The organism is Streptomyces sp. NPDC001093, from assembly GCF_040298985.1.
GTDB lineage: Bacteria > Actinomycetota > Actinomycetes > Streptomycetales > Streptomycetaceae > Streptomyces.
On record NZ_JBEPBF010000285.1, the window covers coordinates 1 to 1701 of the forward strand.

Sequence of the window (1701 nt, forward strand, 5' to 3'; positions counted from 1 at the left end):
GAACTACCTCGACCAGCGCGAGATCCCTCGCCTGAAGTCCTGGCGAACCCTGGGCAGTTGACTCCGCCGACACCAAGATCCCCGACAGAGTCAAGTTAGGGACCGATGTCATCGATCAAGAAGTTCCAAGTCACCTTCGACTGCGCAGAACCTGAGCGCCTTGCTCGTTTCTGGTGCGAGGTGTTGGGGTATGTCGTACCGCCTCCACCGGAGGGGTTTGCCACTTGGGACGATTTCAAGCGCTCGCAGCCACCTGAGCAGCGGGATTCATGGTTCGCCTGCGTAGATCCCTCAGGTGTGGGCCCGCGACTGTACTTCCAGCGCGTCCCCGAAGGCAAGGCCGCCAAGAACCGCCTGCATCTTGACGTGAGGGTCGGCACTGGACTCGTGGGTGAAGAGCGCCTCGCCGCACTCGAGGCCGAATGCGCACGCCTGGTCCCGCTCGGCGCGGTACACGTGCGAACGTTGTATGACGGCAATGATTCGTGCATTCCGATGCTGGACATCGAGGGCAACGAGTTCTGTATCGACTGAGGGGCTACGAACGTGTCCTCGTTCTGCCCCCATGGCCCAAGACGAAGAACCGCCCCCCGACCTGTCAGGCCGATGGTCTTCAACTGCTTCGACCCGCAGGCACGGAAGCTACGGCCCTGACCGGAACACCCCGGAACACCGGCGACGAACCCACGGCACTTCCGAGCCCGCCTGCCGAAGGCGCCGTGGGTTCCCGGTGAAAGTCCCTCAGTCACGCTGAACCCACGGCCGTCGTGCCATTAACGAACGATGAAACAACCGACACCTAGCTGAGCGTGATGCTCCGTGAGTCGATTCGGCGGCGTCGTCCTCGGCGAGAATGCGGTAGACCGTGGCGACCGAGGGATGCTCGCTCTTTGTTCTTTCCGGACGGGATGTCGAGCTTGCGGGCGATCTCGGGGACGGGACGTTCTGAGCACGCAGGTCGCGGGCGTAGGCGGCCATGGCGTCGTCGACGACCTTGGAACTGCCGCCGTACCGGCCGCGCTCGCGGGCAGATGCCTGGCCTTCGAGGGACTTCTCCGGGACGTAGTCGCGTTCGCACTCGGCCATGCCTGCGAAGAGGCGAAGAGGGCGGCGCCGTGTCCGGACGGGTCGTGGACGCCCTTGAGCGGGCCAGTGAGAAGTTCCCGTTCGATGTCGTGGTGGCGTAAATCCTCGGCGATGGCGAGAAGTTCGGCGGCGCCGTGACCGAGGCGCTTCATCTCGTGGCCGGTGAAGATCACCCGATGGTGCGTGCGAACCCGACGCGGGTCGGCTTCGTCGCGGTCTCGGGGCACCGCGGCGTCGATCGCCGGGCCCATCTCCCAGGCACGTCCAGGGCCTCGGTCGGCGGGCGTGCGAAAGTCGAACTCAGCGCGGTACTCCAGGGCGACCTCGCCGCCGCGGGTGCGGCATGTGCTTCCAGCGGGGGCGCAACAGGTGGCGCACGAAGCGTGACGGTCCTCACGGGGAGGCATCAGGCTGCCGGGTCGTCGCCGGTCCGGAGTTCGGTCACCCCCTTCTGGGCGCCGGCGAAGGAGCGCGCGGGCTCCAGGCCCAGTCCGGGCAACCTCGGAGGCGCCGCGACCTGCGATGGTGTCCCGCCGGGTGGTGTAGCAGCGATCAGTGCATTACCCCTGGTCATGGGGCGGCCATCGCGCAACTCTCCGAGTAGAGAGGCTCGTT

General features: G+C 66.0%; 2 protein-coding genes. One reads left to right on the forward strand and one right to left on the reverse strand.

From position 1 onward, the window contains the following. The first annotated feature begins 105 nt into the window (after positions 1–105). Complete coding sequence (locus tag ABT288_RS49885; protein WP_351623443.1) at positions 106–534, forward strand: VOC family protein; 429 nt, start codon at positions 106–108, stop codon at positions 532–534. Between the two features lie 958 nt (positions 535–1492). Here the strand turns inward: ABT288_RS49885 and ABT288_RS49890 are convergent. After that, on the reverse strand, positions 1493–1701 hold a 209-nt coding region (locus tag ABT288_RS49890; protein ID WP_351623444.1), incomplete at its 5' end, for a hypothetical protein.